The organism is Bacillus sp. Au-Bac7, from assembly GCF_021341655.1.
Lineage (GTDB): Bacteria > Bacillota > Bacilli > Bacillales > Cytobacillaceae > Niallia.
In genome coordinates, this window is sequence record NZ_JAJTTG010000011.1 from 75,588 (window position 1) to 99,819 (window position 24,232).

Genomic DNA, 24,232 nt, shown 5'->3' on the forward strand with positions numbered 1-24,232 from the left:
TAACCTGTCATAAGCTTTAGTCATCACTTGCTAGACGGCTTACATGATTGTTCTCTGGAAGAAATATGTCATCTGGTTTTCTATGAAATATTTTAGCTATTCTTATCGCATTCTCATACGATAAACCTCTTTTGCCATTCTCTATTTGCCAATAGTAGGACTTCGTGATGCCTAGTTTGCTGGCCATTTGCTGATAAGTATAGCCATGCTCCTTTCTAACATACCGCAATTTAAGTCTAGTCAACCCTCTCACCTCTTTCTTAGTCGAAACCGTTATCTTTATCTCTATTATACGTAAACCTAAGGTTAACTTCAATCTTTTACTATCTTTTTAGTTAACTTATTTTTGAACATTTACTGTTAGCAATAAGTTAACTTATAATAGAACCATCATATGGAAATGGAGGGGAGAATAATTTGAGTTTTTCTGAAAGATTAAGAGCTTTAAGAAAATCGGCTAATATATCACAGCAAACTTTAGGGGATGCAATGAACGTGACAAAAGTGTCCATTTCTGGATACGAGACCGGCAATCGCAAACCAGACACAGAGACACTCCAAAAACTCGCTGATTTTTTTGATGTCAGCACAGATTACCTTCTAGGAAGATCTGCCGTTATGGAAACAGCTTCGCGATACGGCAGCGATAACCGCTTGGCAGTAGCTGTAGAAGATTATAATATAATTACCGCCATTCAAAGACACCCTGCCCTCCATAAAGCACTTCAGGAAGAACCAGCAAAAGTGGCCGGCCAACTATACCGCTTTTGGTCGTTTATGCAGGAAGAAAAAAAACAATAGCCCTCAGAAGAAGTTGGAGTTCCCTCTTTATCCCTCAAAATATTTATCCTTTTCTCTCTAACAAAAAAGAAGAAGAGGTGCAGTCGCTCGACTGCACCTCTTTCATTTTATTCATTACCAAGCTTTTGGATATTTTCATAAATATTTTGTATATCCTGCAGCGAGTTTAGCAACTCGCTATTCTGAAGGAATTCTGGCTGGAAGGTACCATCTTCAATTGCTTTTGTATATTCTTCAATTTGAGTTTGGATTTTTTCATTTTGCTCACTAATTTGTCCATGCAAATCTTCCATCACTTGCGGCACTTCCACTTGATTGAACTCACTGATTTGTTTTTCAAAATCAGTTAATGTGCTTTCCAGCTGTTCAACTGTTTCCGGATTTGTAACTGCTTCCTGTGCCTTAGCCGGAAGGTCTTCTGCGAACGCCGCTGCTTCATTAGCGTACTCTGTTGCTTCATTAACATAATTAATAGTATTTTTCGTCTCTTCCACTGGTGAGCATCCTGCTGCTACCAACAGCATGATAGGGAGAGCCAGCAATAATTTTTTCATAAAAATCACTCCTTATTTTTTTCCTTTTCTTTTTTCCCATTCTTTCTTTAACAAAGGTAAGCCTTTTTTCTTAAGAATTTTCACCCCTTCTTTTTGGAGATAATTTTTCATAAGTTTTTTTAGCGTCGACATGCAGACCCGCCTCCTTCCCTAACCATCGTTTTGTTTGGAGCAGTTAAAAAGGCACAGCAAAAAGACCTCACCAAATAAATGGCAAAGGTCTCACAAACAACATATGTTGCCAATAAAGCCGAGGTCTGCTGACCTGTATTGACGACTTTATTGTACAGTTACTCCCCTTTTGACAAAAGGTTACTTTCATTCAATTATTAGCTTAATTATATAATATTTCTGCGTTACCAGTCAAATAAGGCAAGGTTTTAGGATGAGCTCAATGCGATAGCAAGGCTTGTTTTTGCTTCTTCATATAATAATAGTTCCTTCTTATCTAAAGCATATGCGAGCAGTAACACAAGTGTATACACAGCCTTAAATCTGGCAAGCTCCAATGTGACACTGTCTGTTTTGCCATAGACAGCATAAAAAGCCTCCCTTTCTTCTGCTGGTATAAGACTGTAAACAATCGCTAAGTCAACTGCCCTGTGGCCAATATGGACATCGCCCCAATCGATAATGGCTGTCAGCTCCTTACCTTCGTTTACAAGCATATTACCTAAATGTAGATCACCATGCACTAGCACATGCTCACATGGGACTTCAATATGCTCTATTCCTTGGCAATAGTCTCTCGCCTTTTCAAAAACTTGACTTTTATCAAGCAGACACAAAGCCTCGAGTTTTTCCATCATTCCAGCTTTCCGTTTCCCTATGTCCAGACGGCCCAGTTTATCATATGGAACTGGCACTCCCTTTAAATCCTTGATAGAAATAGAATGTAGTGCCTTTAAAAACGCTGCTAGTGGCCCGATGAGCTTAGTTCGGTTTTCCTGTGTTAATTTATGCGGCATTTTGCCCTCAAGATAGCTGTAACCTAAGAAGGACCATCTGTAGTCTTGCGACTTTTGTCCGAAAAAAACCGGCACTGGTATTTTTATCGGCAATAATTGCTGTATTTTTGGCAGCAGGACAGCCTCTGTTTCCATTAGCTCTCCCGCGATTTCCCTGCGTGGAAATCGAAAGACATATATGTCATTCACTGCATATATCGTATTGTCGAAGCCTTCACCTATTTCCTTAATGCTTTGGATAGATAACTCAGGAAACTGTTTATTAATTAAAGCAATTGCCAGCTCTTTTTCAACCACAACCTCAGGAGCCCAAATATTCCCCATTTTTTCACCTCAAAAGATATCGCCTTAGAAATTCTTGTACTATTAGTTTATTGTATAATCCACTAAATATCTAATCTTTGTTACCATACATCAATTCCGTACTATAGGAATAAAGTTCAATAATATTCCCAAATGGATCTTCACAATAAACTAAATAATACGGCTTGCCTGCCCAAGTATTCCACATACTGCTCCTGATCTTTCCGCCGCTCTTTTGTATTTCAGCAGCCTTTTCCTTTACATTATCAGCAATAATACAAAGGTGAAAAAAGCCAGCTTCCTGAATATCTCTTTCCCTTTTTATTGTTTTCGGCACCTGGAACTCAAACAGTTCTATCCCAACTTGGTTTTCTCCTATTAAATGAGCATTGCGCATTTTTTTTATATGGTTTCCGAGCAAGTCATTTGTCATATTATAAGCATCCTCTTTCTCCTGCCGAAAGGAATACGGACCGGCAATCAGCTTAAAATTTAGAACCTTTTCATACCAATCAATCGCTTTATCTAAATCTGTTACAGCTAGGCCGATATGGGTAATTACAGCCATTATTATCTCCCCTTTTTTACAAGTATTTATTTCTATTTATTCCCATACGATTATTGTTAAAACAAAAAAGAGCTGGAATCTTACTCTTCTCAGCTCTTAACATCTATTTTTTTATGATGATATCCTTCGGTTCAACCGTCTTAGTTTTAATAATGAACATAGAGATTAATTGGACAATTGCAATGCAGCCGAGAATAATGCGCATATACATATGCGGAGCGAAATAAGCACTTATCCCAATACAGATATAGCAGGTGACCAGTATTTTTATTTTTTGTTTCTTCGTCAACTCACCTTTTTTAAACCCTTTTACATATTCCTCATAAAATCTTGTTGAGCGGAAATAGGCGTTAAGCCGTTCTGAGCTTCGTGTATAGAAAAAGGAAGTCAACAGCAGAAATGGAGTTGTCGGAAGTAAAGGGAGAAAGATGCCGACAAGGCCAATCCCTAAAAAAACGGTACCTAATACAATATAAATCCATTTATATAATTGCTTCAATTTCTTCTCTTTAACTCCTTTCAAATAGCTTACAGAATTATGCAAGACAGCTTTCTACCTCTATACCCTTATTATAGTGCAGGCATAGCCTTGTCTTAACTGTTCTTTTTTAATGTATACGAAAATTTCACATTTATGTGGATAAATAAGGAAATTCAAAAGCGGTAGCTTTCCTTTTTCTTTTTATCACACAAGTACTGAAAAAACTTTACCAGCAATACAGCTGTGACAAACTGTAAATAATCAAATACAAATACAAACCAAATATTCATCCACTTATACATCTGAAGATAATCAATTGCCTGAGCAAAGCCACCAAGCACAATGCCTGTCCCAATGCTTGCGAATAATCCGCCAATATACAAATTTTTCTTTCTGTTTATACAATATTGATATGTCAGCATAAATGTGACGGGAATAAAGGAAGTGTTGATAGACAAGTTAATATTCATCAATGGCATCAGCGGATAAGGGTGAGTCACGAGGCCCTTTACAACTGCAATAGAATCTAAATAGTTCATCATAGCATGTATCGCAAAACCAAAAAATAAAATTTGAAAAATCCATTGCCGATCAAGCCATATGAGCAATACAATAAGCGGTCCTACTAAAAAGACAATATTCAGCCAAAAATGCCAATCCTGAAAATCAGCGAACTTACTCCAGTACTCTGTATGAAATGCATCCGCCTTGTTTGTCATTTCCCTCATTTTATCAACCATCTGCTGTTGCTCAAGCTTCATCTATACCACCTGCAATTATACTTTTTGTCATTAACATCCCCAATCTCCACCTAAATACACCCTTAGAAGGAAGATAATTGCTATAATATAGATTTTCTGTCACAATTAAGGCACAGTTATTTCCATTTCCTTATTTAGAATGGAGGCAATAAGATGAAACAAATCCATGAGACACAAATGGATGAAACAAACTATATTAATACTGTTAATAACGATGAGATATTTGTTCCTTATGAATTAAAGGAAGCACAGAGAGCTACTGGTGATCGTTTTCCTGTGAAAGATTATGATGTAAGCACGTTTCCAAAGCCTGTTCGGTATGCTGGCTATTTGCTCGGCTCCTTTCTAGCAGCTATGCTTGTTTTTGTCCTTGTTTCTTTTTGGTTACAGTAAAGAAGTAATAGACCTTACTTCTCCATGTGAAGTGAGTTTCTAAAGAGAAATAAAGGATTTTACAATATGAATAATACTCCATTTAAAAAGGCCTCTGATGATTTTCGTCATCAGAGGCTTTAAAATTCAGCTTCAATTGGTAGATTCTTCATCTACCTTTTTTAATGTAACAGGAGTATCCTCTCTCTGATTATTCTCTACATCAGTCTTGTTAGATATTCGCAATGCAGACGGTGAACCGATTGAATCAATACAGTGGGACCAAAAAACAAAGGCAGGAATAGAAGTTCCAATTAAACTCTCAAAGGGAGATAGGATTTATACACTATATGGTTGGCGAGGAACTGCCTGAAGGAACTTATGATTTCATTTTGGACGACAGCTCGGTCCCTCTTGATATTTTTAGGATAGATATAATCTTCGACATATTTCTACATTTATCCATATACAGCAATCAATTTAAACAATTAAAAAGACCCATGTCTGCTCCAATGCAGTCATGGGTCTTTCCATATTTTTAATTCACTAGTTCCAGTGATTTTTCTATTTTTTCTTTATCATGCTCAAGCTGTTTATTTACATCATGGGCATAATACATACCATTTTTCATCATATAATTGGCAATCTTCGCATGGTTATCAATTGCTTCATCTAGCTGCTTTTTTAATACTTCCCGTACTTCCGGCGAAGCAGTTTCTGTTAAGGCCACGGCATACGTTCTGACAGTTGATTTAGCTGAAACCAGCAGCTCTGTTGCAATCAATTCATCACGCATTTTTCCTGCAGTTTTTAATTTATCAACTATACCCATTCTAATCACCTTCCCTTTATTTTGATAAGATAGCTTGCAGCTCCTTAATTGCTTTCTCAGAACTGGACACATCATTGCTCAAAATCATTTTTAAGGTGTCATCCTCCACAAGGGATTGCAATGCATAAGATTTCACGAGACAGCTTTGTTTCAAAGTAAGCACTTCATGTAATTCTAGCGTTTCATGTACTGCTAATTTTTCTGAAGCCATGTTTACTCCTCCTCCCTCATCCTGTCTTATATATTTGATATAACCGGAAGGAGCTGAGCATAAACTATTTTCCCATAAATATATTTACTGTTTTATGCTCTTAACGATTCGTGAAGGAAAGCGGTCAAGTATTCGGTACTTGTGATTTTTTGATTGCAAACCATGCTGTCTGTGCAAACAAAATTACCAATAGCCTTGTAGTAATCTGGATTTTTAGATTTTTTGGCTTTAGTGATAGTAGAGAAGTAGGAAATCTCCCCAAAACAATTACAAAAGGAGCAAAGATTTTTTTTATTAGTTGGTATAAATCTTCCTTCTATACCGACCAGCTTTCCATCTAACTCATAAACAATAAATTTTTTATTCGATCGTAAATCATTCCAGCTTAAATATGTTAGTCGGCTATAGTCTATTTTAGATAAATCAGGCAGCTTTAACTTTTTCTGCTTTGGAAACATTTTTTTCAGCTCCTGCTCTTGCACAGTTGGAAATGCTAATAAGCAGGCTGAAAGCTGCTCAATATATCGGTCAAACTCTTTGTCTGTCTTTAATTTGGAAAGATTAAGCATGCTTTGTTGTTCTAATGAAGCACTCGGAAAAAGGCTGTGAATTTTGCTGTTGGCTACATCAACTACAGCAGCTAAAACCTTTGCTGGGACATTTTTTTTCATACTGTCATTAATTAAAGCAACCTGGTTTTTTATAAAGTTCAGCTGTTCATTATTAATAAACGGTTCCATTTATGTTCACTCCATTTCTTTTGTTTATTTTATAGAAAAAAGCAGAATTCTAAAATGGAAAGAATAACTTAGAAGCATTTGTTACATAAAAAAACACTGATGAAAATCATCAGTGCCGTTTATTTGAGTAAACAATTTTCTTAATCGTTTCAGTGGAAAGATAATATGCCTCGGCCAGTTGAGCAATACTGCTGCCATTCCTAAACGAGTTTTTTATTTCAGCATTGCGGCGGTCAAAATGTTGCCTTCCTCCGCTTGAACTTCCCCATTTTTGATACTCAGTTTCCTGTTTAGGTATATATAATGTTTCCCCCTGAACATATTTTTGGATCTCTAAGAGAAGCTTTTCAGGTAAAACTTTGTTCGCATTCGTATATTTCATTTGTGCTCCACCCCTTATTGATATTGAAAAAATAAGGTGCAAAGCCATAATATTAGAAAAGCGTGTTAAGCGATATAATTAAATGTTTCGCCCCATGCAAAGAATCGCCTTCCCAATAACAGGCTTTGCATGAGTGGATGAAGTACTAGATAATTTTTTATGATTATCCATATGTAAGCACCTCCCTTTAAACCTTATTATAACGGATTTCAATAGGCGTTTGGTTTGTTTCTGTTTTTTTAATTCGGACAATCACCATTTATCTTCACTGCACATATCTTTACAGTAGCCTTTTTTTGCAGAGGAGGTAGTAGAAATGGGAAAGTCAGGACTTGTCCCTGATAATACAAATATTAAGAAAACAAGCGGAACTCCTAATCTCTTTTTTGATTCAAAAAATAATGTGGAGTACGAAAAAAACCAAGATAATATTATTTATAAAGTAACTTCCACCCAGCTGCCTGCTATGGTTGGCGGTGCTTTTGCAGATGTTTATCTTTCAAAGGGAAATATTCGCGAACCACATTGGCATCCAAATGCTTGGGAGCTGGATGTTATCATTTCTGGTGAAGCACAAATTTCCATTGTTGATCCAGATACTAATAAACTCCATACCTATAATGCTAAACCAGGTCAGGTTGTGTTTATTCCAATGGGCTGGTGGCATTGGATTACTGCAGCTTCTGAAAATTTGCATATGCATCTCTTCTTTAACAATGACCAATTTGAAACAGCATTAGGATCAAATATGTTACGGCTTACCCCGCCAGAGGTTTATGAACTATCCTATGGAGTTAATGCTGAAAAAATAGAAGATGTTTTAAGTCCTATTAAAGAGGCTGTTGAAATTGGCCCACCTAAACTGGAGAGAACCAAACAAAAACAAGAAGAAATTGTTATCAATATTAGCGGCAAGAATGTAAAATTATAAACTAAAAAAATGTTAATATAGATACCACTAATAAAACAGCTGCCTGCTGGCAGCTGTTTACTTTAGTTTGAATATATTCTGCCAATTGTCTGCTCATTACTGATTGCCACTTTGTTTTGTGCTTGCACTTCTTTTAATTTTTCTGGTGTTACATCATTTCCTAATGGATCTATAATCGTTGTATTTAAAAGAATGCTGTCCATAGAGCCACGAAACGTTTTAATGTATTCATTAATAAGTCCTTGGCGTTCGTTTGTTTCTTCTTGTGTTAAATTCCTTGTTTTAGAGATTTTAGCTAATTCATTTATTCTATTCAAAGTTTCTCGCATTTTTTTAACCTCCAGATTTGATGTATTAATGTTAGTTTAACATTTATCTTGAATTCAAGATAAAATACAAAAAATAAAGTATTCTTATTTGGTTACATTTTTATATTATCTCGAATTCAAGATAATATTATAATACAAATAATGTTTTGTCAATATATTCCTTCAATTAAATTATGACTCCCTTTGTACAAACCATCCATACTAAAGTCGAAAGTTAATGATCAAACTATGAGGGGAAACATTTTGAAGGTCTGTAAGAAGGGGGATTATAAATGAAAGAAGAAAATACGGTCGTAGACCTGCACTTGAAAAAAGAAATAGAGGAGGAACTAGACTCCTTAAAGTTCACGAAAAACTTCCGCTCTGCTACTGCTGAAGAATGGTATTTATTTATGAAAAACTATGCTGATCCTAATACTGGCGGAGCTGCAGGAAAAGCCATTATTCATTATAACTTATACGGAAATAAAGAAATATTTATTAATACAACTATTATTTTTGATGATGATAAACTCTTTAACAATGAGCTTCACCCACTTGTGTATGCAATCGCAGACGAAGTAATCAACAGGCTGGTGGGTTATGCTGACACCTTATTATCAGTTCACGCAGGAGCAAACTCTTATCATGCGGAATATAAATCCAATTAATAATCTAAGGAGGAAATCACATAATAAAAACGGAGGTGAAAGAAATGAAAACAAAGGATGATTTCTCTGAAGGTGCTAAAATCACTGATAAAGCTCATACATATGGGCCGCCAAATGGAGGTACTGCAAATTCCCATTCTCCACAGTCTGTTCCGAATACAGAAGCAGCTAAAACAGGCAAACAGAAGTAATAGCCTTTCATAGCAAAAAAGACCTTGGTGATTTTTCACTAAGGTTCTTTTGCAATATTTACATAGCGTTAGCATGCTTGTCTGCATTACTGTTATTTACTTAAAACCCTTAACCACAATATCCGCTCTTTCCATCGGCTGATGGTGCTTAACATATAAATCTTCTGCAACCATCCAATTATTCTCCCATAACTGTCTAGCCTCTTCACCATCTCTATTAAGTCCTCGTCTTAACCTGATTTCACGGGGACAATCAACCCAGATAGTTAAATCATATATATTGGCTAGTTCCTTGCGAATGGAATAAACTCCCTCTATGATGACAATGCCACCGACGGGCACGTTATGCCTCTCTGCCAAACTATCTGTCTCCCAGTCGTATCGTTGATAAGCTCCTTCTATGTTTCGACTAACAGGTATAAGGATATTAATTAATACACGTTTCCAATCAAAGTCGGCACCAATTGGCTTATTAGCAGGTTGTGCTTTGATTATTTGTGAGGATGGTAAATAAAAATCATCCATATGTACAACTGATACAGACGAACAAGCTTCCTTCATCAAGTTTGCAAAGGTAGTTTTTCCTGATCCTCCACAACCGTCTATTCCTATTAACATTGTGGATTGTTTTCTTGGTGTAGAATCAATTATCGTTAGCAGCTGTCTATATTTGTTGAATTCACCGTTTTTAGTATAAAAAATCACTGTATCACCACTTTTCATCATGTTAAAAACCCGCCGTTACTGTTAGTTTATGAAGCGAATAAATTGTTAATGCTGATAGCAAAAAGGATGTGATATTTATGTATGCAGAATTATCGAAGAATGAACAAGGCAGATACGCACTTCCTAATGGAGAATATTTCACAACAGATGACGACATTGAAGCTTTCATTCAAAACCAATGGGTAAAAACAACTGTTCATCATAATCATGAGGACTATTATTTAGTCGGTTATCCAGATATTGCTTTGCAAGGGTTAATGGCTAAGTATCCTAATGTAGTTTAATTTGTGTTTTTAAAAAAACTAGGCACTAGTATTAGGTGCCTAGTTTAAAACCGTTTATTTATAAAAAGGCAGTTAATCTTTTTCGCAAGATAAACTGATTGCATGAAAGCTCGTCCAATAGTTTTGAAACCAACTTGATCCCAATACTTTTCTTCATATATAAACGATGTATAACTACATCCTCAATATATGCTTTATAATGCCCATCTGAGACTGCTCTAGCGTAGCCAATAAGCGTATCACCCTTCCAAGCACCAACTGATGGCACTTTGTGTAATATCTCTTCCATATCTAAATCCAGTCTTCCTTGCAGCCAGCCTGTTTCGTTATACAGGCTCAAAACATCAATCGGTTTGATTTTTCTTTCCGTAAAGGTCTTTATTTCGATATCCAACTCTATTATCCTCCAAGTCTTATTAGCTTTTTAAATCATCTATTCATTTGGTGCACTCTTTTTGAAAGTTTTCAGTAAACGCTTTGCATCCGCAACAGAAACATCCTGAGTGATCATTTCGTATTCATAATCTCCCGACACGCCTATAAAATGCGCCTCTTTAGAATCTTTAATTTCATACACTTCCCATTTAATCTCGTTCAAAGTAAACGAATCGATTTTATTGCCCTTCTCTGTATTAAAATCATTTAATGAATTTACAACTGATTCTTCAGGATATGCTCTTACATATAGCACTTGCGATCCAGAGCCAAGGTCATTTCCTACTTTTTTATAACTGTAAGTTAAATACGCTTGATTAAATTCTTTATATCTTTCCAAACTTGCTGAGAAAATCTTTACATCTGAACTCGTAAATTCATACAGAAAAGGCACCTCTGACCGCAAAGTGACTAAAACGGACTCAACCTCTTCCACATTGGTATCAGCACTCTCTACAATACTAATATCTTTTTCTTTAGGGTCCTCATATTGAATATCCGAATAATGTTGCATAGAATTATAATTTTCTAACTTAGGTATAAACTCTTTTGCATCAATTGTTACATTTACTGATAATTCTTTCGGATGAAGATAACTGATCAATTGTCCTTCTTCATCGTAAAATTCATACATTACTAAGATTCCTGTATCTTTATCCACCCAAAAACGAAAGCTCTTTTTATCTGGCTGCATAATATTTTTATTAGCCTCATTTATTTCTCCATGCAAAACAATCGTATTATGACCAAGCAGCTCTTCATTTTGCCTCTCAATTTCCCAAACATTACTAGATCTTAAATATTCCGCTGCCATCTCGTATGGAAACAGAGATACATCTCCTATTGCTGGAATTTCTCTAAATTTCTCTTCAGAATCATATAGCTTATTTATTGGAATCGAAAATACATCTTTCGGCTCAACTGTCTCCCTCTTTGGTGTCACTTCATAATTACTTGTACTGTATGTGTTCCGATCATTATCTATATTCCAAATGGTTTCGTCATTAAAAAAGATTTCGTTCGTTGTAATTGGATCATCTGTTATAAACTCATCAGGAATATTAAATATTTTTTCATATCCACCAATTTCTTCTTTTAGACTAAACTTATATTCCACGTTATTGTTACTAGTTGAACCGTCATAATATCTATCAAACATCTCATATGCACCGGAAGCCGTTTGAAAATTATCTACTGTATTTAAAAGTTTACTTAATATATCTTCTTTTTTCATATCTTCATAATTTTCATCTTGATGAGGAGGAGTAATAATGGAATTATTTTTACCAACATTATTTTTATCACTGTGGCTGGATATAGGTTCTTCACTTTGGTTAAGTGTATGTATCATAAAATAACTTAAACCTATTAGAAAAATGCAAGTAAAACTAAGACTCAAAATTCGCGGATATAGACTCCTCGTATTTTTTGCTTTTGCAAAGTTAGCGTTGGAGATTTTTTTCCTTACTTTAGACTTATTTATTTCAGTAAAGTCTAATTCTTTCAAGACTGTGTTATCCATCGTTTCTTTTAAATCCTTTAACATTTTATCCATCGATTTTTCCTCCTTCACCTATCATTTTCTTTAAAGAAAGCCGTCCCCTATGTAATCGCGATTTTATTGTCTGTATGCTAATACCAAGCAATTCTGATATTTGATTGTAGGAAAACTCTTCATAATAATATAGAATAATAACTTCACGGTACTTAATTGGCAGTGATAATACCTTCGTTGATAATTCCTGCCTGTTTTCCACATGCAGTATTTCTGATTCTGGAGTATGATTAGTGATCGAACTTTTTGAAAGCAGTTCTGTTAACACTATGTTTCTAAAACTCCAACTTCGTAACCGGTCCTTGCATAAATTCACTGTAATACGATAAATCCAAGTTTTATAGGAAGATTCCTTTCGAAAAGTATCCAGGTTCTGATAGCATTTAATGAATACCTCCTGCGCGATATCCTCAGCGATTTGTTGCTTTTTCACAAAGGTGAATGCTAACCTAACGACACTTTGACCATATTCGTTCATTAACCACTCGATTATTTCCCCCCTGCTGGAATGTTTCCCATCCAGATTATCTTTATTATTTTTCTCTAACATTCTTTACACCCTTTCAAACTTTAGACGATGCTGAAAAGGTATGGTTGCAGATTTTTTATTTCTGCTACATTTACAGCAAAAAACACAGCTCCCAAAAAGAGCTGTGTTAATCCATTACGCATACATCTTTCCAGATTCTTCTTTGCGGAAAAAGCTCGTCATCGCATTGAAGACATCTGCCTTTTGTCGCAGCAAGTAATGACGAAACTTCTCGTTTGAGATATTTTTGTAGGCGGACATCAACGTGCTGTGGCGATTGTATTGATTCACCTCTCCATATCCAAACATATTGGAGACTTCCATCAATTCTTCGACAAGCTTGACACAGCGGGCATTGTCGGATGTGAGGTTGTCGCCGTCTGAGAAGTGGAATGGATAAATGTTAAATCTGCCTGGATCATACTTATCATTAATCAATTCAAGGGCCTTCCTGTATACAGAAGAACAAATAGTACCACCGCTTTCTCCTTTAGAGAAGAAGTCCTCTTCTGTTACAACTTTTGCTTCTGTATGATGGGCGATAAATTCAATTTCCACCGTCTCATATTTTGTGCGGAGAAATCTTGTCATCCAGAAGAAAAAGCTTCTCGCCATATATTTTTCCCAAAGTCCCATCGAGCCGCTCGTATCCATCATTGCAAGGACAACTGCCTTTGATTCTGGCTTTGTAACTTCATTCCATGTCTTAAACTTTAAGTCTTCAGGGTATATTGGATAAAAGCCTGGCTTGTTGTTCATTGCATTCCGTTTAAAGGCAGACATCATCGTCCGTTTTTTATCAATATTCCCCATCAGCCCTGTTTTCCTAATATCGTTAAATTCAATGTTTTCGACAACAATCTGATCCTGCTCTTTTCGCTTTAGGTTAGGCAGCTCTAATTGCTTAAAGAGTGCTTCCTCAAGCTCCATTAAGGACACTTCAGCTTCAAAGTAATCTTCTCCTGCCTGATCGCCGGCTCCTTGGCCTTTGCCAGGTCCCTTTTGGCCGCCATTTCCATCGCGAGCCACAACATCGCCAACTTGGCTGTCTCCGTTTCCTTGCCCAACATGTTTATTTTTATCATAATTATAGCGGATTTTATATTCATCTAAAGAACGTATTGGTATTTTCACTACTTCTCTTCCATTAGACATCACGATGTTTTCTTCCGTAATTAAGTCGGGCAGATTATTTTTGATAGCCTCCTGCACTTTTTCCTGGTGTCTTTGCTGGTCGTCATGGCCTTTACGATGGAGGGACCAATCTTCTTGGGAAATTACAAACTGGTGATTATTTTCATGTTTTGTCATCCTTACCCCTCCTAAAAATAAATTTTTTCAGCACCATTTTCTGGTTTCATGCATAAACTAATTCGGGCACCATCTTCCAAAAAATTAGTGATTACTCTATCCTATGCATGACGCTTAAATAATTTACTAATAATTTAGATAATTCACTAATTTGGTCGAATGACAATATAACTTTTTTCTATATGGATAAAAGAAGGAACAGACAAGTCCATTGCCCGTTCCTTCTCCTTCATCATCATCAGCGATTTAATAGACTTCCGACATAGCGCAGCAAATCATTAGCAGATGTAGAATTGTAGCCATGCTCATCAATCAGGCGTGCAATAACTTCATTCACTTTTTTCAGCTGCTGCTCATCAGGTGTTTTAGTGGAAGTCGTAATTTTAACGACATCCTTCAAGTCAGCAAATAATTTCTTTTGAATTGCTTCTCTCAAACGGTCATGAGAATTATAGTCAAATCTTTTCCCTTTGCGGGCATATGCAGAAATGCGGATAAGAATTTCTTCACGGAATGATTTTTTCGCATTTTCAGAGATCCCGATTTGTTCCTCAATTGAACGCATTAGTTTTTCATCAGGATTGATTTCTTCCCCTGTAAGCGGATCGCGAAGTTTATTCTTGTTGCAATATGCCTCCACATTATCCAAGTAATTATCCATAAGCGTTTTAGCTGATTCCTCATAAGAGTAAACAAACGCCTTTTGTACTTCTTTTTTCGCGATTTCATCATATTCCTTGCGGGCAAGGGAGATGCAGTTCAAATACTTTTCACGCAATTCATTCGTGATTGATGAATGCTGATCCAAGCCGTCCTTCAAGGAACGAAGCACATCTAAAGCATTGATCGTTGTGATGTCCTTGCGAATGATTGTTGATGAAATCCGGTTGATTACATATCGTGGATCAATCCCGCTCATGCCTTCATCGCCGTATTCATTTTTCAATTCTTTAATGTCTGCGGAGCTGAAGCCCTCCACACTTTCACCATCATACAGGCGCATTTTCTTTACAAGATCAATATCGCCTTTCTTCGGTTCCTTCAAGCGAGTCAATATCGTGAAGATTGCCGCGATTTTTAATGTATGTGGAGCAATATGGACATCTGAAACATCACTTTCTCTAATCATTTTTTCGTAAATTCTTTCTTCCTCAGACGCCTTCAAGTTATATGGCACTGGCATTACAATGATACGTGAATGCAATGCTTCATTTTTCTTGTTGGCAATAAAGGAACGGTATTCCGTTTCATTCGTATGTGCCACAATCAGCTCATCAGCTGAAATAAGGGCAAAACGGCCTGCTTTGAAATTTCCTTCTTGTGTTAAAGAAAGCAAATGCCATAGGAATTTCTCATCACATTTAAGCATTTCCTGGAACTCCATCATCCCTCTGTTCGCTTTGTTCAATTCTCCATCAAAGCGATAGGCGCGCGGATCAGATTCAGATCCATATTCGGCAATTGTGGAAAAATCAATGCTGCCTGTCAAATCAGCGATATCCTGAGATTTCGGGTCAGACGGGCTAAATGTACCGATACCAGTACGTTTATCTTCAGAGAAGAAAACCCGTTCCACTAAAACATCTTCAATTCTTCCATTATATTCTTCTTGCAGTCTCATCAAATTCAATGGAGATAAATTCCCCTCAATGCGAACTCCATATTCGTCATAAAAGTCTTTGCGTAAATTATGCGGAATCATATGAAGAGGGTCTTCATGCATTGGGCAGCCTTTAATTGCATATACAGCTCCCCTGTCTGTGTACGTATATTCTTCTAATCCTCTTTTCAGCATGGTTACAAGTGTTGATTTACCGCCGCTGACTGGCCCCATAAGCAGCAAAATCCGTTTTCGGACATCTAGACGTTTTGCCGCAGGATGGAAATACTCTTCTACTAAGCTTTCTAATGAATCCTCTAAACCAAATAGCTGATTCGAGAAAAATTTATATTCCTTTTTCCCATTTACTTCATCAATGCCAGCGTCCTTGATCATATTGTATACACGTGAATGCGCTGATTGAGCTACCCATGGCTTTTCCTTTAAGATCTCCAAATACTCAGCAAATGTTCCTTCCCACTTAAGCAAGTCTTCTTCCTGTCTATACATCTCGATTTTTTTTAATATACTCATATGGACCTCCCCTGTCACTTTATCAGAGACGATTAATATAATCTATGCAGGCAGGAGAATGAACATGCTTAAAAAGAAAGGTTTGTTTTTAAAGCCTAGCTTTGACTCATATATTAACGGGAAGAAATGCCCGTAAAAAAAGGAATTCTCGGGCTAAGAATTCCTTTTTTATCTTTATTTCAAATCAAATTTTTTACCTTCCACGAATTCCTTCATGTACAGGCGGGATTTTTTATCTAGCATGCCTATCATTTGGGCAGTCCATGTATCGCTTCTTTCATTGTTTGTTCTTTCTTTATAATAAGCTGAAATGATGTCGTTGTATTCCACCAGCTCTTGTTTGTATTTGTCCAAGTCTTGTTCATACTCATTTTCATGATATACATGATGGAAAGGTACTCTTGGTTTTATATCTGTATGCTGATCTGGGTAACCTGCGACAATCGCGAATAATGGCAGCACTCTGTCTGGTGTTTTTAACAGCTCAACCACTTCTGGCAATTGATTGCGGATTCCCCCAATGTAGCAAATACCAAGTCCCATTGATTCTGCTGCAAGCGCTGCGTTTTGGGCAGCAAGGGCTGCATCAATTAGGCTGACCATAAATTTCTCTGTGCTTTCAAGGGAAGTTGATACATCCTTTCCTTCCATTTCTGCAGCCACACTATGTCTGTGAAGATCGGCGCAGAACACGAATACATGACCGTTCTCAGCAACATAGCTCTGATTTCCAGCAAGCTCGGCAAGCTTTTTCTTTTTTTCCTTATCTGTTATGCCGATAATGCTGTATGCTTGAATGAAGCTTGATGTTGAAGCACTTTGAGCTGCTTCTACAATCGTTGTAATTTGTTCTTTTGTTAATTCTTCATCCTTGAATTTTCTTACAGAACGATGGTTCAGCATCGTTTCAATAACATTATTCATCCTATACATCTCCATCTTTTTGTATTTTCGTCTATATTCATTATAATAAAAGAAACCTACATCTAATAATAATCTGCTCTTAGCCTGCCCATAAAAAAAGGGATAAACCATAAGGCTTATCCCTCAAATATTACTCATATTTCTTATTTAAATCACGATAATCCTGCTGACGTAGCGCTTCATACACAAGGATTGCTGCTGTGTTCGATAAATTCAAGGAGCGGATATTGTCAGTCATTGGAATCCGCAATGCTCTGTCTTTATTATTTTCGATGATATCCTTCGGCAAGCCTGTTGTTTCTCTGCCGAAGATGAAATAATAATCTTTGTCCTTGTCACTGTAATCGAAGGAAGAGTGAGGCTTCGTTCCGAACTTCGTTAAATAGAAAAATTCCCCGCCTTTATTTTCCTCAAAGAAAATCTCGATGGAATCATAGTAACGGATATCGACATGTTGCCAGTAATCTAAGCCTGCCCTCTTCAGCATCTTGTCATCTGTCGAGAACCCTAATGGCCTGATAAGATGAAGCACTGTATCTGTTCCTGCGCAAGTTCTTGCAATATTGCCGGTATTAGATGGAATTTGTGGTTGATATAATACAATATGTAAAGCCAATCTTGTCACCTCTGTCAATTAGTTCATTGTTTATTATACACCTTGCCGGCAAAAAAATAATGATTTTGCTTTCTTTATTGTCCGTCGACAATCGAGAAAAAACGGTATTTTATATTTGGCGTATATGCTGTTGAATCCTCATAACCCCAATATCTCATTCTGCTGTTATACGTATGGGCATTAACTAGCGGTTCTCCATTACTGTCTTTCCCTGTAACGATTGTCGTGTGGTTATATTTACCATCACCTTCAAAGTCATAGCAAATAACATCACCAAGCTTTAGTTCAGACGCATCACTAACGACCTTCGCCCGAAGACCTTGCTTGGATGATTCGAGAAACCGTGGAAAAGCATTTGCGACAGACCAGCTGTAGCTCCAGCTGTTGTTCTGCATCCACCAGCCGCTGCCTCTGTTCGGATAGCCCCTCATTGGCGCTCCCCCTGCATGAACACATTGTGATATATAATTGGTGCAATCCACCTCAAATTTATGATAAGCAGGATTATAGCTGTTCCACCATTTTTCTGCATACTGGACTGCTTTCAGCCTGTCATACGTATATCTCCATATTCCTTCACGCTCTTCTTGCTCATTTGTTAAAAGCTTTGCTTCATCCGCTTGAATTGGTGCGATTATTTCTCTATCTTCTATTAATATTCCTTTATAAAAGATCCCTTTCCTGTTTTCGATTTCTTCCTCTACATAGAAATGATCTTTTTGTTTAATAAAGTATTGAAAATGTACCAGATAGGCCACTTCCTCTGTTTCTTCCTGCTTTTCAATAGTTAAAATATTTCCACGAGCCTTCACATTAACAATTTCAGCCTTGCGCTTATCAAAAAGCCTCGTCTTTCTTTCCATCTTTTCATCCAAAACAGAACCCCTGGCATCAGCAACGCACTGCTGCATTCTTTTCTCCATTAACTCTAGCAACTGAGTTCTCAAGTTATACACTCCTTTCCATGCTTATACTTATGAAAAAGGATGCAATACCTTGCCTGAAAAATGCAGTAAATAAAAAAGGAGGACTAAAATGAGTCACTCCTTTTGCTTTATGATGACAGCCGCGCAAGTGCATCCTGCATTTCTTGCAGCACTTCAGGGTCTGTTTCCTTATTGCTCAATGTCGTTAAAGCCTGACGTGATTCATCACCGCCAATTTTCCCAAGCGCCCATGCTGCAGTTCCTCTTATGACAGGTCTCGGGTCATTTTTCATTACACCGATAATATCTGGAACTGCACTATCTTCCTTGAAATGGGCAAGTGCGATAAGCGCATTGCGCTGAATTGGCTTTTTACCTCTCCAAGAGCCGGATATATGTCCATACTTCTCCTTAAATTCCTTATTGCTGATAGTCAGCAGCGGCACAAGGAGCGGCTTGGCAATTTCAGGATCTGGTTCCATCTCGATATGATTATGAAAATCCATGCCTTTGTTTTTTGGACAAATCGTCTGGCATGTGTCACATCCATAAATTCTATTGCCTAGCTTCTCCCGAAACTCTTCGGCCAAAAACCCTTTCGTCTGTGTTTGGAAAGCAATACAGCGCTGGGCATTCAGCTGCCCACCTTGAATAAGCGCACCTGTTGGACATGCATCGATGCATTTATTGCACTCACCGCATTGGTCTTCCATTGGCGTATCTGGCGTGAAAGGCAGATTAGTAATCATTTCGCCTAAATATACGTACGAACCGAACTCAGGAGTAATAATAGCACAGTTTTTCGCTGACCAGCCGACTCCTGCACGCTGAGCGACAGCCCGGTCAACAAGCTCCCCTGTATCCACCATTGATTTGCATAATGCATCAGGAACTCTGTCCATAATATATTTTTCCAGCTTAGAAAGCCTGTCCCGCAAAACAACATGGTAGTCTGTTCCCCACGAAGCACGGCAGAATATTCCTCGTCTTGCTCCTTTTTTGCTGGAGACACGCTCCTTCATTTTGGAAGGGTATGCTAAAGCAATGGAAATAATTGATTTTGGCTGATCTAAAAGGAGGGAGGGATTCACTCTTTTTTCGATATCCTTCTCCTCAAAGCCTGATTGAAAATTGAGCTCCTGCTGCCTTATCAATCTGATTCTCATTTCTTCAAAGGTACTTGCAGTAGTGAAGCCGATTTTATCAATTCCAATTGTTTTGCTGTAATTAATGATATCCTGCTTCAGTTGATCGTAGTCCATACTGCTCCCTCCTTTCTTCTTCATTGGTTTTTTTACTCATTTATCGCTAAAATAATAGCATAACATATAGACTTTATTTATTGGAGGTACTTATTATTGGATATTTCAATTGACAGAGAACTCTCTTCCCTCATAGCTGGTTTCAAAATTGGCGCTATTTTCTATAACCAGATTGAAGTCGGTGAATCACCGCAAATGGTAAAGGGCCGCTTGCAGCTTTTCCAAGAATCCATCTACTTTGATCTGTTAGAGAAAAAAGTCCAGGATATTCCGTCCGTTCAGGAATGGCGCCAAATCTTTAAAACTGCCGGGAAAGATCCGAACCGCTACCGACATTCTGCTGAAGCACTATTCAGACGGGTACATAAACAGAATTATTTGCAGCCTATCAACAGCAGCATCGATTTAAACAATTTCTTTTCCCTTCAATATGGAGTGCCCATTGGCATTTATGACCTATCGAAGCTATCCGGCGATATTACCTTTAGAATTGGAAAAGAAAGTGAACAGTATACAGGTCTAAACGGCAGAGCCAATTCTCTTGATAACTTAATTATCAGCGCAGATGATGCAGGTCCCTTCGGCAGCCCGTTTGTCGATTCAAACAGAGCTCCAGTGACTTTCGATACAAAAGACGCTGTCCAGTTCGTTTATCTTCAAGCCTCCACCCCGAAGGAAACAGCCGAGCATATGGTTGCTTCCTTAATGGATATGTTTGTCCAAGTTCACGGAGGGCAGGCACAATTTAAAATTGTAGAATAATAGTGGGGTATGTTCAAGGAAAGTCCTTGTGCATACCTCTTTTGCAGTTTAACCATAAAGTTTATCTGTAAAAACAAAAAGTTATCCACAGTTAAAATAAATCAGAGAGTTATCCACAGGAAAATAAAAAGCTCCCCAAAATGAAAAAACGCAATGCTTCGTTCTTCTTTGAAACGAAACACTGCGTTGTGACTATGTATGGAGCGGGTGATGGGAATCGAACCCACGACATCAGCTTGGAAGGCTGAGGTTTTACCATTAAACTACACCCGCATTTTTAACAAGCTGCTTTACAAAAAGACAACTTATTTTTAACACGTTTTTTATTATATAACTGCAGTTTTAAAAAATCAACCACTTTTCGACATTTTTTTTACGAAGATTACATTCATGCGTAATATTTAACTCATCAGGACTAACTTTTTACTATAGTATGAAGATATTCTGTAATTAGTACCAGAAATAAAGAAAAAGACCGGACATTTTTTGTTCGGTCATTTTACATTCCTAAAATATATTCTTTTTCTCTTTTAATCCGAAAGCAACTGTCAACAGCAGCAGCACTCCCATAATGAGTACATACAAATTAACAGCACCGCCCACACCTAACTGCTGGGACAGAAAGCCTAATCCGATTACAGGCAGGCTGACACCTAAATACGTGATGACAAAAAAAGTTGAGACGATATTGCCTTTAATTTTTGCAGGCGATCTTTCATTAATTAACGCAAGGCTTCCTGCATAGGCAGGTCCGTTCCCCCCGCCGATCAGCACAGCAGAAATAAGAAGCAATGTCAGCGATTTTGCGGCGATAGTAATTACTAATAAAATTAAGCCTAACGCCAATAATATATAACCGACTGAAATCATCGTCCGCAATGAGAATTGTTTCAGCAGTATTTGGTTTACTGCTGCTGCGATTAAGCCTAATGCAACAACAATGCCGGAAACAGTCAGCGAAGACACATGTGTGAAGCTTGATAGATTAGAAGGAATTAAGCTCATAAACATGCTGATAATAGACCAAGCGATAAATGACGTAAATGATGCCAAAATAAATGCCTTCACTATTGATTTCGGTACATAAGGCTTTTTCAGCTTAACCGGCTGCAGGCCAGGGCGTGCATTTTCATTCAAAAAGAATAAAGCTGCAAAGCATGGCAGGATAAACAGTAAATGCACATAGTATGATAATCGCAAAGGATATGGCGCAAAGTCGCCAAGCAATCCAGACAGAATCGGGCCAATCGCATTTCCAAGCGTTACAGCAAGGGCACAAATAAGGGCCGTTTTCTTTTTATCTCTCTTTTCGTCTAATTCAGTTAACGCCGCAACCGCAACACCATTTAATATTCCGACAGATAAGCCTTGAAACAGTCTTGCAATCAAAAGCATGCCTAGTCCATTAGCAACCGTAAAGCACGCAGTTCCAATCAGGGAAAACAGTATTCCTGGTATAAGGACCTTTTTTCTCCCAATTTGATCAGAGAGCTGTCCGGCCACGATAATGGCTGGGATAACCGTAAACGCATAAATGGCAAACACTAAAGTTATCATTCCGGATGATAATCCCCACTCTTGGCGATAGAGTGTATAAAGGGAAGCCGGAATATTTGTGCCAAAGAGCGTCAGGAACAAACAGCAAGCAACAAGCCAGAAGGAAACCTTCCTGCTCAGCATGCGCTGCTCACGCATCACTTGAATAGAGCTAGTGCGTTCAAGCAGTCTTTGCTGGAAGGCAGACCTCTGCAATTCAGAAGCGTCGATATCCACAACGTCCATCAAGCCTTGCAGACCTACAATCAGATTCTGAACCTGATGCTCTTCCGCATTGCTCGCGATTCTGATTCTAGTCGCCTCTTTGTATTTTTTTGTTTGAATACTTTCTATATTAACTTCATGTGCTCCAAATAAATTGGATATACGAGCCAGGACTCCCGGCTGATCTATAACTAGCATGGAAATTCGATAATCAGAAGCCATCAGCTCTTCACTCCCCTACTCAAAATATCTTTACTTATATTGTAAGGCATGAATAAATATAAAGTCTATACACTTGTAAGAAAATATAACATGAAAATATCGACAAAATGTGCCAACCGTTATAAATATTACTATATCAAGGTTTTTTGGGCCATTCCAATTAAATGACTATATTGAATTAATTTTATTTTCAGAAAACTTTTGCATACTTTTTGTATATTTATATGAATAAAATTAACTACTATTTCCTGAAAATCACCTATTATTCTTATAAAATTGAACATTCTTTGAACAGTATTATATATTGTGATTTTTTTCACAAATATCTATTGTAAATTAACTATGCACCATTCATAATATGTTTATCAAACGTACTTATAGTGTTAATACTATACCAACAGATTATATTTGGAGGAATCAGCGATGGAAGGCGCATCTCTTTATCAAGTGGAAAAACTGGCACTAAAGAAATGGAAAATATTTAAGCGAAGCAAGTTTCGATTTTTTATGCGTGCTGTTGTAGCAAGCATGTTTATCGGTTTTGGTGTAATTGTTGCCTTTAAGACTGGAAATTTCTTTTATGCAGAAGGCTCACCCTTCGCATATCCTGCTGCAGCACTCGTTTTCGGGGCTGCTATCATCCTGATAGCATATGGTGGAGGAGACTTGTTCACAGGCAATACCTTCTATTATACGTATGCTGCATTGCGGAAAAAAATCGCCTGGCTTGATGTATTCAAAGTGTGGGGAACAAGTTATGCCGGCAATATATGCGGCGCTGTCTTTTTCGCAGTATTTATTTATTTGACAGGTTTATTCAAATCCCATGAGGTCAATGAATTTCTACTGCATGCAGCTCAGACGAAAATTGAAGCACCTATAAGCGAGCTGTTCTTTCGCGGCATTCTTTGTAACTGGCTCGTCTGTCTCGCCTTCTTTATTCCAATGGCTTTAAAGGAGGATATTGCGAAAATATTCGCCATGATATTATTCGTTTTTTGCTTCTTCATCTCTGGATATGAGCACAGTATTGCTAATATGGCAACCTTCTCTATTTCATTAATACTTGACCAAAACCCTGCCATTACTTTGCCTGGGATTATACGCAATATTATCCCTGTTACGTTAGGCAATCTAATCGGAGGTGTCGGTTTTATGGGCGTGATGTACTATTATGTGAATAAGCCATTTATGGATGAAGATATAGAAGAAAAATAAAAGCAAGCCTGCTTATGAGGCTTGCTTTCTTTCTTAACGATTTTGAACGATTTTAGCTCTTCTTCTAATGTGTGCATAAATAACTATGCCTGTTGCAGCTAAAGCTGCGCCTATCAAAAGAATAGTATAATTCGACGTAGCTGTATTTGGCAGCCAGGAATTATCGCTGTTATCATTCGCTGATCTTACATACTGGCTATTGCTTCCTTTGTGATTATCTGTGTCCGTTTTGACATTTCCACTTGTAGTTGTGCTTCCTGAAATGTTGCTATTATTATTGGACGGATTAGCAGCTGGCGGGGCTGCTCCATTATTTCCATGTGATGGATCTGCATTTACTGGTGTTTCATCAACATCTCCGTCAGATGAATTGTCTCCTGGCGTTTCACCATTATCTCCATCAGATGGATCTGTATCTCCTGGCGTTTCTCCATTATCTCCATCAGATGGATCTGTATCTCCTGGCGTTTCTCCATTATCTCCATCAGACGGG

The 24,232-nt window shown here is 37.6% G+C and carries 31 protein-coding genes and 1 tRNA gene; 8 read left to right on the top strand and 24 right to left on the bottom strand.

Annotation, left to right across the window (positions count from 1 at the left end):
• Positions 1 to 16: 16 nt before the first annotated feature.
• On the bottom strand, positions 17 to 244 hold the full coding sequence (locus LXM54_RS21870; RefSeq protein WP_233317361.1) for a helix-turn-helix transcriptional regulator: 228 nt from the start codon (positions 242 to 244) through the stop codon (positions 17 to 19).
• Positions 245 to 417: 173 nt separating this feature from the next.
• Here LXM54_RS21870 and LXM54_RS21875 point away from each other — a divergent pair, with 173 nt between their 5' ends.
• A complete protein-coding gene (locus LXM54_RS21875) occupies positions 418 to 801 on the top strand; it encodes a helix-turn-helix domain-containing protein (protein WP_233317362.1) in 384 nt (127 codons plus the stop codon).
• A gap of 107 nt (positions 802 to 908) precedes the next feature.
• Here the strand turns inward: LXM54_RS21875 and LXM54_RS21880 are convergent, their stop codons facing one another.
• The 5 genes from LXM54_RS21880 to LXM54_RS21900 form a co-directional block, all read right to left on the bottom strand.
• Positions 909 to 1,355, bottom strand: coding sequence for a DUF6376 family protein (locus tag LXM54_RS21880; RefSeq protein ID WP_233317363.1), 447 nt, complete (start codon positions 1,353 to 1,355; stop codon positions 909 to 911).
• A gap of 380 nt (positions 1,356 to 1,735) precedes the next feature.
• The gene (locus tag LXM54_RS21885; protein WP_233317364.1) at positions 1,736 to 2,647 is read right to left on the bottom strand and encodes a phosphotransferase; all 912 of its coding nucleotides are present in this window, start codon (positions 2,645 to 2,647) and stop codon (positions 1,736 to 1,738) included.
• A gap of 70 nt (positions 2,648 to 2,717) precedes the next feature.
• A complete protein-coding gene (locus LXM54_RS21890; protein ID WP_233317365.1) occupies positions 2,718 to 3,194 on the bottom strand; it encodes a VOC family protein in 477 nt (158 codons plus the stop codon).
• A gap of 103 nt (positions 3,195 to 3,297) precedes the next feature.
• On the bottom strand, positions 3,298 to 3,693 hold the full coding sequence (locus LXM54_RS21895) for a YbaN family protein (protein ID WP_233317366.1): 396 nt from the start codon (positions 3,691 to 3,693) through the stop codon (positions 3,298 to 3,300).
• A 155-nt stretch (positions 3,694 to 3,848) separates the two neighbouring features.
• A complete protein-coding gene (locus LXM54_RS21900) occupies positions 3,849 to 4,436 on the bottom strand; it encodes a hypothetical protein (RefSeq protein ID WP_233317367.1) in 588 nt (195 codons plus the stop codon).
• A 153-nt stretch (positions 4,437 to 4,589) separates the two neighbouring features.
• Between LXM54_RS21900 and LXM54_RS21905 the strand changes: the two genes are divergently transcribed.
• Positions 4,590 to 4,829, top strand: a complete 240-nt coding sequence (locus tag LXM54_RS21905) for a hypothetical protein (protein WP_233317368.1) — start codon at positions 4,590 to 4,592, stop codon at positions 4,827 to 4,829.
• 517 nt (positions 4,830 to 5,346) lie between these two features.
• On the opposite strand, the gene LXM54_RS21910 is transcribed toward LXM54_RS21905, so the two are convergent.
• The 4 genes from LXM54_RS21910 to LXM54_RS21925 all read right to left on the bottom strand — a co-directional run bounded on the left by LXM54_RS21910 (position 5,347) and on the right by LXM54_RS21925 (position 6,973).
• A complete protein-coding gene (locus LXM54_RS21910) occupies positions 5,347 to 5,640 on the bottom strand; it encodes a spore coat protein (RefSeq protein WP_233317369.1) in 294 nt (97 codons plus the stop codon).
• Positions 5,641 to 5,656: 16 nt separating this feature from the next.
• Positions 5,657 to 5,851, bottom strand: coding sequence for a spore coat protein (locus tag LXM54_RS21915; RefSeq protein WP_233317370.1), 195 nt, complete (start codon positions 5,849 to 5,851; stop codon positions 5,657 to 5,659).
• A 92-nt stretch (positions 5,852 to 5,943) separates the two neighbouring features.
• A complete protein-coding gene (locus tag LXM54_RS21920) occupies positions 5,944 to 6,591 on the bottom strand; it encodes a FusB/FusC family EF-G-binding protein (protein WP_233317371.1) in 648 nt (215 codons plus the stop codon).
• Positions 6,592 to 6,700: 109 nt separating this feature from the next.
• Complete coding sequence (locus LXM54_RS21925; RefSeq protein WP_233317372.1) at positions 6,701 to 6,973, bottom strand: CD3324 family protein; 273 nt, start codon at positions 6,971 to 6,973, stop codon at positions 6,701 to 6,703.
• A gap of 316 nt (positions 6,974 to 7,289) precedes the next feature.
• Here LXM54_RS21925 and LXM54_RS21930 point away from each other — a divergent pair, with 316 nt between their 5' ends.
• Positions 7,290 to 7,904 (top strand): cupin domain-containing protein, encoded by a 615-nt coding sequence (locus LXM54_RS21930; protein ID WP_233317373.1) that lies wholly within the window; start codon positions 7,290 to 7,292, stop codon positions 7,902 to 7,904.
• A gap of 62 nt (positions 7,905 to 7,966) precedes the next feature.
• On the opposite strand, the gene LXM54_RS21935 is transcribed toward LXM54_RS21930, so the two are convergent.
• Positions 7,967 to 8,233, bottom strand: a complete 267-nt coding sequence (locus tag LXM54_RS21935) for a DUF896 domain-containing protein (RefSeq protein WP_233317374.1) — start codon at positions 8,231 to 8,233, stop codon at positions 7,967 to 7,969.
• 272 nt (positions 8,234 to 8,505) lie between these two features.
• Here LXM54_RS21935 and LXM54_RS21940 point away from each other — a divergent pair, with 272 nt between their 5' ends.
• Together LXM54_RS21940 and LXM54_RS21945 are read left to right on the top strand one after the other, a co-directional pair.
• On the top strand, positions 8,506 to 8,883 hold the full coding sequence (locus LXM54_RS21940; protein ID WP_233317375.1) for a hypothetical protein: 378 nt from the start codon (positions 8,506 to 8,508) through the stop codon (positions 8,881 to 8,883).
• Between the two features lie 44 nt (positions 8,884 to 8,927).
• Entirely contained in the window at positions 8,928 to 9,074 is a 147-nt protein-coding gene (locus LXM54_RS21945) for a hypothetical protein (protein WP_233317376.1), read from the top strand.
• A 96-nt stretch (positions 9,075 to 9,170) separates the two neighbouring features.
• On the opposite strand, the gene LXM54_RS21950 is transcribed toward LXM54_RS21945, so the two are convergent.
• Entirely contained in the window at positions 9,171 to 9,692 is a 522-nt protein-coding gene (locus LXM54_RS21950; protein ID WP_233317397.1) for a uridine kinase family protein, read from the bottom strand.
• 185 nt (positions 9,693 to 9,877) lie between these two features.
• Between LXM54_RS21950 and LXM54_RS21955 the strand changes: the two genes are divergently transcribed.
• The gene (locus LXM54_RS21955) at positions 9,878 to 10,084 is read left to right on the top strand and encodes a DUF5348 domain-containing protein (RefSeq protein ID WP_233317377.1); all 207 of its coding nucleotides are present in this window, start codon (positions 9,878 to 9,880) and stop codon (positions 10,082 to 10,084) included.
• A 58-nt stretch (positions 10,085 to 10,142) separates the two neighbouring features.
• On the opposite strand, the gene LXM54_RS21960 is transcribed toward LXM54_RS21955, so the two are convergent.
• The 9 genes from LXM54_RS21960 to queG all read right to left on the bottom strand — a co-directional run bounded on the left by LXM54_RS21960 (position 10,143) and on the right by queG (position 19,776).
• On the bottom strand, positions 10,143 to 10,478 hold the full coding sequence (locus LXM54_RS21960; protein ID WP_233317378.1) for a GNAT family N-acetyltransferase: 336 nt from the start codon (positions 10,476 to 10,478) through the stop codon (positions 10,143 to 10,145).
• Positions 10,479 to 10,517: 39 nt separating this feature from the next.
• Positions 10,518 to 12,074 (bottom strand): hypothetical protein, encoded by a 1,557-nt coding sequence (locus LXM54_RS21965; RefSeq protein ID WP_233317379.1) that lies wholly within the window; start codon positions 12,072 to 12,074, stop codon positions 10,518 to 10,520.
• Positions 12,067 to 12,624 (bottom strand): sigma-70 family RNA polymerase sigma factor, encoded by a 558-nt coding sequence (locus LXM54_RS21970; protein WP_233317380.1) that lies wholly within the window; start codon positions 12,622 to 12,624, stop codon positions 12,067 to 12,069. The genes LXM54_RS21965 and LXM54_RS21970 overlap by 8 nt, the downstream gene beginning before the upstream one ends.
• Positions 12,625 to 12,738: 114 nt before the next feature.
• Positions 12,739 to 13,914: a sporulation protein YhbH gene (gene yhbH / locus LXM54_RS21975; RefSeq protein ID WP_233317381.1), complete on the bottom strand. Its 1,176-nt coding sequence runs from the start codon at positions 13,912 to 13,914 to the stop codon at positions 12,739 to 12,741.
• A 238-nt stretch (positions 13,915 to 14,152) separates the two neighbouring features.
• Positions 14,153 to 16,048 carry a PrkA family serine protein kinase gene (locus LXM54_RS21980; RefSeq protein WP_233317382.1) on the bottom strand — a complete coding sequence of 632 codons (1,896 nt, stop codon included), beginning with the start codon at positions 16,046 to 16,048 and terminating at the stop codon, positions 14,153 to 14,155.
• 174 nt (positions 16,049 to 16,222) lie between these two features.
• On the bottom strand, positions 16,223 to 16,972 hold the full coding sequence (nfsA, locus tag LXM54_RS21985; protein WP_233317383.1) for an oxygen-insensitive NADPH nitroreductase: 750 nt from the start codon (positions 16,970 to 16,972) through the stop codon (positions 16,223 to 16,225).
• A 130-nt stretch (positions 16,973 to 17,102) separates the two neighbouring features.
• Complete coding sequence (gene trmL, locus LXM54_RS21990) at positions 17,103 to 17,588, bottom strand: tRNA (uridine(34)/cytosine(34)/5-carboxymethylaminomethyluridine(34)-2'-O)-methyltransferase TrmL (RefSeq protein WP_233317384.1); 486 nt, start codon at positions 17,586 to 17,588, stop codon at positions 17,103 to 17,105.
• 74 nt (positions 17,589 to 17,662) lie between these two features.
• Positions 17,663 to 18,535, bottom strand: coding sequence for an amidase domain-containing protein (locus LXM54_RS21995; protein ID WP_233317385.1), 873 nt, complete (start codon positions 18,533 to 18,535; stop codon positions 17,663 to 17,665).
• A 107-nt stretch (positions 18,536 to 18,642) separates the two neighbouring features.
• On the bottom strand, positions 18,643 to 19,776 hold the full coding sequence (gene queG / locus LXM54_RS22000) for a tRNA epoxyqueuosine(34) reductase QueG (RefSeq protein WP_233317386.1): 1,134 nt from the start codon (positions 19,774 to 19,776) through the stop codon (positions 18,643 to 18,645).
• 96 nt (positions 19,777 to 19,872) lie between these two features.
• Between queG and LXM54_RS22005 the strand changes: the two genes are divergently transcribed.
• Positions 19,873 to 20,538, top strand: a complete 666-nt coding sequence (locus LXM54_RS22005; protein WP_233317387.1) for a B3/B4 domain-containing protein — start codon at positions 19,873 to 19,875, stop codon at positions 20,536 to 20,538.
• A gap of 199 nt (positions 20,539 to 20,737) precedes the next feature.
• Here the strand turns inward: LXM54_RS22005 and LXM54_RS22010 are convergent.
• Positions 20,738 to 20,811: transfer RNA gene (locus LXM54_RS22010), tRNA-Gly, on the bottom strand.
• Positions 20,812 to 21,045: 234 nt separating this feature from the next.
• Positions 21,046 to 22,521 (bottom strand): MFS transporter, encoded by a 1,476-nt coding sequence (locus LXM54_RS22015; protein ID WP_233317388.1) that lies wholly within the window; start codon positions 22,519 to 22,521, stop codon positions 21,046 to 21,048.
• 423 nt (positions 22,522 to 22,944) lie between these two features.
• On the opposite strand from LXM54_RS22015, the gene LXM54_RS22020 reads away from it, so the two are divergent.
• Positions 22,945 to 23,739: a formate/nitrite transporter family protein gene (locus LXM54_RS22020; protein ID WP_233317389.1), complete on the top strand. Its 795-nt coding sequence runs from the start codon at positions 22,945 to 22,947 to the stop codon at positions 23,737 to 23,739.
• Positions 23,740 to 23,772: 33 nt separating this feature from the next.
• On the opposite strand, the gene LXM54_RS22025 is transcribed toward LXM54_RS22020, so the two are convergent.
• A partial coding sequence (locus LXM54_RS22025; RefSeq protein WP_233317390.1) for an LPXTG cell wall anchor domain-containing protein occupies positions 23,773 to 24,232 on the bottom strand: 460 nt, incomplete at its 5' end.